The sequence below is a fragment of the Mammaliicoccus lentus genome (genome assembly GCF_002902755.1).
Classification (GTDB): domain Bacteria; phylum Bacillota; class Bacilli; order Staphylococcales; family Staphylococcaceae; genus Mammaliicoccus; species Mammaliicoccus lentus.
Window position 1 is genome coordinate 1 of record NZ_PPRS01000043.1, and the last position, 6,733, is coordinate 6,733.

Annotated in this window: 5 protein-coding genes; 1 reads left to right on the forward strand and 4 read right to left on the reverse strand. The window is 30.3% G+C overall.

Going from position 1 to position 6,733, the window contains the following annotated elements; genetic code table 11:
* Positions 1-608: 608 nt before the first annotated feature.
* The 4 genes from CD135_RS10940 to panB all read right to left on the reverse strand — a co-directional run bounded on the left by CD135_RS10940 (position 609) and on the right by panB (position 5,675).
* Positions 609-2,255 (reverse strand): phospho-sugar mutase, encoded by a 1,647-nt coding sequence (locus tag CD135_RS10940; protein ID WP_103269474.1) that lies wholly within the window; start codon positions 2,253-2,255, stop codon positions 609-611.
* Between the two features lie 121 nt (positions 2,256-2,376).
* Entirely contained in the window at positions 2,377-3,687 is a 1,311-nt protein-coding gene (locus CD135_RS10945) for a CDP-glycerol glycerophosphotransferase family protein (RefSeq protein WP_103269475.1), read from the reverse strand.
* A gap of 339 nt (positions 3,688-4,026) precedes the next feature.
* Positions 4,027-4,869, reverse strand: a complete 843-nt coding sequence (gene panC / locus CD135_RS10950) for a pantoate--beta-alanine ligase (protein WP_017000282.1) — start codon at positions 4,867-4,869, stop codon at positions 4,027-4,029.
* The gene (gene panB / locus CD135_RS10955) at positions 4,866-5,675 is read right to left on the reverse strand and encodes a 3-methyl-2-oxobutanoate hydroxymethyltransferase (protein ID WP_103269476.1); all 810 of its coding nucleotides are present in this window, start codon (positions 5,673-5,675) and stop codon (positions 4,866-4,868) included. Before panB ends, panC begins: the two co-directional genes overlap by 4 nt.
* A gap of 63 nt (positions 5,676-5,738) precedes the next feature.
* On the opposite strand from panB, the gene CD135_RS10960 reads away from it, so the two are divergent.
* Positions 5,739-6,599: an oxidoreductase gene (locus CD135_RS10960; RefSeq protein ID WP_103269477.1), complete on the forward strand. Its 861-nt coding sequence runs from the start codon at positions 5,739-5,741 to the stop codon at positions 6,597-6,599.
* Positions 6,600-6,733: the final 134 nt, after the last annotated feature.

Consider the following 6,733-nt stretch of genomic DNA (forward strand, 5'->3'; position numbering starts at 1 on the left):
TTTATATATTTTATTTTAAAGTTCTTTCTCTTTACCTTATTTATTACCAATATTAATATTAAACTACAAAACGTTAACTTTGTAAAATTGAATTTTTATATTTCTATTTAAAGTTTAACACAATTATATTTTTAAAAATGATATACCATTTTTATTCTGTTAAATCGAATCTTATCCTTTAAGAATATTACTATTGTCCAATAATAAATTCGTTAAAATTATCTAATCAATAATATAAATAAATGTATTTAATCTTTAGAGTGACATTTGCAATTATATCTTCCATTAGTATGTCTTATTTATAAAAAAATTAAGAATTTCACAATTTTCACCTCATTATATTTTCATATATATTTAAACTTTATAGCTATATAAAACATGTTTATTATTGGCATATAAATTAACTAATTAAGAGAATATATTTGTAATGAATATAGGCTTTACAAATATTTATTACAAATTCTTTTATTAAATATTTATTACAGTGGTAATTTAATTGTTAGTAGCTTACATATTTGTACTTAACTACTCAAAAAGAAATAAAAAAATGATTACATACTTAGTATGTAATCATTAAAATTCAAATTATTATGTTAGTGACAGTTACACTAATTTTTCAAATTGTAATTTCGTAAAAACTCTTCAACTATACCATCAAAATCTTCTACATCAAGCGAGAAATATAATTTCATTTTTGGTTCTGTCCCTGATGGTCTGACTGCGATGAATCCTTCTTCAAATATAAATTTAATTAAATCTGCTTGAGGTAAATCGATTTTACTTTGTTCGCCTGTTTCAATATTTGTTCTTTTTTGTTTAATATAGTTCTCTATAACTAAAGGCTTTAAATTTCCTACTTCAATTGTTGTAAGCTTATTGAAGTGGTCCATTATTTGTTTGATTTGTGCTTTGCCTTCCATACCCTTAAAGGTTGGTGATAAAGTCTTATCTTGATAATAGCCAAGCGTTTCATATATTGTTTCTAATACATCTTTAAACGTTTGATTCTCTTGTGTTAGCTGTTCTTTATATTTAATTAATAAGGCCGCGGTTTGGATGGCATCTTTATCTCTAGAAAAATCATTTAATAAATAGCCATGACTTTCTTCGAAAGCTAATACAAGTTTAGCTTCATCATTTTCTAATGCTTTAAGTTGTTCTGATATATATTTAAATCCAGTTAAGACATTAATTACATCTATATGTAAATGTTCCGCTAATTTCTCACTTAAAGCACTTGTTACAACTGATTTAATCATATATGATTTTGTACTTTGTAATTCATCATGTCTTAATTTCAGAAGTAACAATCCAATTTCATTACCATTAAAGTAACGGGTTGTGCCATTTTCATATCGTTCTACAATACCTAACCTATCTGCATCTGGATCCGTAGCTACGATTAAATTCGCACTCTCTTTATCAGCTAATTCCTTCCCTAAATCAAATGTATCTTCCATTTCTGGGTTAGCAATATTAACCGTTGGAAAATCGCTGTCTGGCTCTGATTGAGATGTTTCAATTACAAAATGATCATAAGATAAATCATGTAAAATATCAGAAAGTATTGGCAAGCTTGTACCATGTAAACTTGATAATACAGTTTTTAAGTTTTGAGTTTTGAATGCGCCGACTAAATCGCATACTGCTTTTTTATAAGCTTCTGTCGTCTCATTTTCAAATGGTATAACGATATTGTTTTCTTTCAGTGTCTTTAAGTCATTCACTTTAATATTTAATGGGTCATTTACTTGATCAATATATTCACTGAGCTTTAATGATGGTTCTGTTAATAATTGTCCACCGTCGGCTCCGTATACTTTAATGCCATTATAGTTTTTAGGATTATGACTCGCTGTTATCATAATACCTGCGGTTGTATTTAAATGACGAACTGCAAATGATAATTCTGGTGTCGATTTATAAGTATCAGGTAATACCACTTTCACACCATGAGTTCCGAGAACTTTAGCGATTTCTTCTGAAAATTCCTTTGATAAGTATCTTGTATCAAAGTGGATTACCACTGTTGGTTCATCTGAAATATCCTTTAAGTAATTTGCGAAACCTAAAGCAAATTTTTGTATCGTAAATTTATTTAACCTGCCCGGCCCAATACCGAAAGTACTTCTAATACCGGCTGTACCGAATGCCAATGTATCTTGAAATCCTTCATCTATTTCTTGTTCAGTGAGTTCATTATGAAACGATTCAACTAAACTCTCAGAAAGCTTATCTTCCCATGCTTGTTTCACAGTCTCGCCGCCTTTCTACACTATGTAAGTAACTCTATTCTAACCTTTTCAATTATATTTGTCTTTAATATCTACTATGCATTGAATGTTTTTAATAGCATTTTTATATTAGACTATAAATTTATATTTCTTTAATCTTATTTACAATAGTTTCTCTTATATTTTGTTTCACTTCATACAGTCCTTCATAAGAATTTTCATATTCAGGTAATAATGCAAATTGATTATCTTTAAACTTGTTTAGCGTCGCAAATAATTCTTCTAAATTCGCCACTACTTCCCCTATTTCTTCATATCTAATTTGTTTTGAAGGGACATGATGAGAAGCATATTTATTGTACTGATAAAACACAACATTCTTTTTTTGAAACAGAAAGTCCACAGCTACAGATGAAAAGTCTGTAATAAGAAATTTACTCTTAGCAATTAAATCAGGTATTTCTACTTTAGTTGTACTTTGAAATTTCACATTTTCATCATTACCTGTTAGCTGTTCTGAGTATTTTTCAAACTGAGGATGCATTAATACATTTAATGTTAAATTATTATCTTTTAAGTAATTATAAAGTAACGGGTGATTAATAAAGTGATTTAACTTCTTGTAATATTCTGTCTGTAAAAATTGAGATTGACTTAAATTTTGTAATCCTCTTTGCCAAGTAGGCATAAATAATACTTCATTACTCATTTTAGAAGTTTCAAGTAAATTATCATGACGTGCCATTCCTGTTATAAGGACTTCATCATCATTATATCCTAATGTTTCCATTATAATTTCTTTCTCATATTTGCTATTTGCAGTAATATAATCAACTTTATAACAGTTTTTACTTAAGTACGGCGATATATTGTGAATAATCATACCATGCTGGATCGAAATAACTTTTTTATTCAGTAGTTCTTTTTTATATATTTTCTTATAGAGGTTCTGATTAAATGGTGCCATTGTTTCTTCAAAGGTAAAGGATGTAATGTATTTATCAGCTACAAGCATTAATATTTTATGTTTAAATGATTTAAGATATATCAAATTTTTATACTTTCTTAATTTTTTAATTGCTGATGTTGCTTTTTTATCTATTAAATAATAAGCATCTAAGTCTGTTCTATTTTCCTGGATATATTTGTATAAATAGTATGAATTATCAGAGGCACTATTAATCCTTTCACTTATTAACCATACTTCTTTTTTATTTTTAAATTTATACACTTTGGCGCAGATCTTAAGTAAATTTTTCTCAAGGTTAAATAGGTGTTCTTTAAGTTTTATTCGGGTGTCTCTAAATTTTTGTGTTTGTCTCCAAGCATTTGTTTGTTTAATATCTTGTGTTAAATCAACTGGTTGATCTAAATATTGTGCAGTTTTTTCTTTCCAATAACGTTCGCTTTTAATGTTGATTTGTTGGATGTAGCTTTTTTGTATTTGAGTCATGCTATTGATAAATAAGGCTGTATTTTCGTCATTATATTTCCATATATGCGAAATATAGGTCGATAAATATTAATTATCGAACCGCAAACGCAAAATACAGGTCGATAAACTTAAATTATCGAACCGCAAACGCAAAATACAGGTCGATAAACTTAAATTATCGAACCACAAACGCAAAATACAGGCCGGTAAACTTAAATTATCGAACCGCAAACGCGAAATACAGGCCGATAAACTTAAATTATCGAACCGCAAATACAAAAAAGCAGTAGAAATCTGGTTTTGACCATGATTTTCTACTGCTTTTCATTTTCCTATATACTTATCTCCACTAAGATTTTATATAATCACATTATCTATCAATCGTGCTTGTGAGAATTTAACGGCTAATGATATGAAGATTTGTCCCTTAATGGTTTGTTGTTCTACGAGTTCGGGATAGCTATATACTGCGACTTCTACTATCTCTCCGCTCACATTTTTTTCTAAATATGTTGTAATAGCTTCTATTAACACTTTGCTATTTCTTTCGCCTGCTTCATATAGTTCTTTAGCTTTTTGTAAGCTTTTAGATAAATGTACCGCTTCTGTTCTTTCTTCTTCTGTTAAATATACATTTCTTGAGCTTTTGGCTAAACCGTCTTCTTCTCTGACTATATCAATAGGTACAATTTCTATATTATGATTAAAGTCTTGGACCATTTTTTCGATAATGGCTAATTGTTGTGCATCTTTTTTCCCGAAGTATGCTTTTGTTGGTTCTATTATATTAAATAATTTATTAACAACTGTTACTACACCGTCAAAATGTCCTGGTCGTTTCTTACCTTCCAACACAGTAGCTAAATATCCTACTGTAATAGACAAACTTAATTCTCCTGGATACATCTCTTCTACTGTTGGATGAAAGACATAATCTACACCTATTTGTTTCAGTTTATTTAAGTCTTCTTCAAAAGGTCTTGGATAATCGTCAAAGTCTTCGTTTGGCCCAAATTGTAATGGATTTACGAATATACTCACGACTGTTATGTCATTTTCTTGAATAGATTGTTTCATCATTTTTAAATGACCGTCATGTAAAGCACCCATCGTTGGTACAAGTCCAATAGTCTTATTTTGTACTTTATATTTTGAAGAAATATTCATCATTTCTTTTATATATTCAATTACTTGAGTCACTTACCTGTCTCTCCCATCACTTTCTTTTTATACGTAAATTCTTCTGAAGGGAAAGCGCCACTCTTAACTTCTTTATGATAATTATTCAACGCATCTACTCCAGTTGAAAAGTTTCCATATTGTTTAACGAACTTAGCAACATGTTCTGAACAGTAGTTTAATAAATCGTGATATACCAATACTTGGCCATCTGTTCCTTTACCTGCTCCGATACCGATCACAGGGATAGTCAGCTTTTCACTAATGACTTCTGCTAAGTCACTCGGTATTGCTTCTAATACAAGCATAACTGCTCCTGCCGCTTCTACTTCTTGTGCATGTTTAATTAACTGTTCTGCATCTTCTTTAGAACTTGCTTGTAACTTATATCCTGTTATGCCAACACTTTGTGGTGTTAATCCTAAATGGGAAACGACTGGTACGCCGATTTGCGTGCAACGTTCGATTAAACTTGTGTGCATGCCTTCTATTTTGATTGCATTCCCTTTTGTTTCTTTGTATAAATCAATAGCATTTTTGATATCTGTTGCATCGTCTATTCCGATAGCGCCAAATGGAGCATCAACTACTACAAAAGTATTTGGTGCACCTCTTCTTACTGCCTTAGCATGATGAATCATATCGTCCATCGTTACTTCAACTGTACTATCGTATCCTAGTACAACCATGCCTAATGAATCCCCGACTAATATCGTATCAATTTGTGCTGATTCTGCTTGCTTAGCACTTGGATAATCATACGCAGTAATCATTGAAATTTTTTCCGTTTGTTCTTTCATGGCTAACAATTCTTTAATTGTTTTCATCCCGTACCACCCTTAAATTTTTGTTATTATATATATATAATAACACCGAAAGGAAAATAATAAATGAAAAAGTTTGGAATAATTGGTCCAGGTGCAGTTGGTACAGCTATTGCTTTTGCCTTACGAGAAAACGCTCTTGATGTTACATTATTAGGCAGAGAAAATTCAGAAGTTCGATTTCAAGATTACAATGAGCAAGCAATTCATACATTGCCCGTAGCGTCACTTAAATCCTCAACAGAAACATTTGATATTTTATTTATAGCTGTTAAGACTACTCAACTCGATCAAATCACACCTCATTTAACAAATATCACACATGATAAAACAGTTATTATACTAACTCAGAACGGTTATGGTCAGCTTAAACAGATTAACCATTCTCATGTATATCAAGCGGTTGTTTACATTAGTGGTCAAAAAACAGATCAACAAGTTACCCATTTTAGAGATTGGACATTAAAGTTACCTATCAATAATGATACTTTGTTACTAAAGAGTTTAACTAAAGATAGCATTTTAAATATTGAATGTATCGAAGACTACTACGAACAAGTTTGGTATAAGCTACTCGTCAATTTAGGTATTAACACTGTAACAGCTATAACTCGCCAAACAGCAAAAGTACTCAAATCAGATGGTATAGAAAATCTTTGTCGTAACCTTTTAATAGAAGGAAGACGAATTGCTTCTGCTGAAGGTATTCATTTTAACGAGCAATTAATTGACAGTATCATGAATATTTATGCAGGATACCCAGATGATATGGGTACAAGTATGTACTATGATGTCATCAATCATAAATCACTTGAAATTGAATATATTCAAGGTTATTTGCTAGAACAAAGTAAAAAACATCAACTTTCAACACCTCTAATAGAAAACTGTTATGCAATATTAAATACATTTCAGCCAGAAGTCTAAGCTGTTTTATTTTTCATTGACGGGGTATGTTAAATAAGGTTCTGTTGCAAAGTAAAAAAATATAGCTAACCACTAATTTATCATGTCAGTGTTCGCTTAACTTGCTAGCATGATGCTAATTTCGTGGCATGGCG

Excerpts from the sequence above, each read along its gene's own strand:
- panB (WP_103269476.1), bottom strand. The coding sequence starts at position 5,675 with ATGAAAACAATTAAAGAATTGTTAGCCATGAAAGAACAAACGGAAAAA.
- CD135_RS10960 (WP_103269477.1), top strand. The coding sequence starts at position 5,739 with ATGAAAAAGTTTGGAATAATTGGTCCAGGTGCAGTTGGTACAGCTATT.
- CD135_RS10945 (WP_103269475.1), bottom strand. The coding sequence starts at position 3,687 with ATGACTCAAATACAAAAAAGCTACATCCAACAAATCAACATTAAAAGC.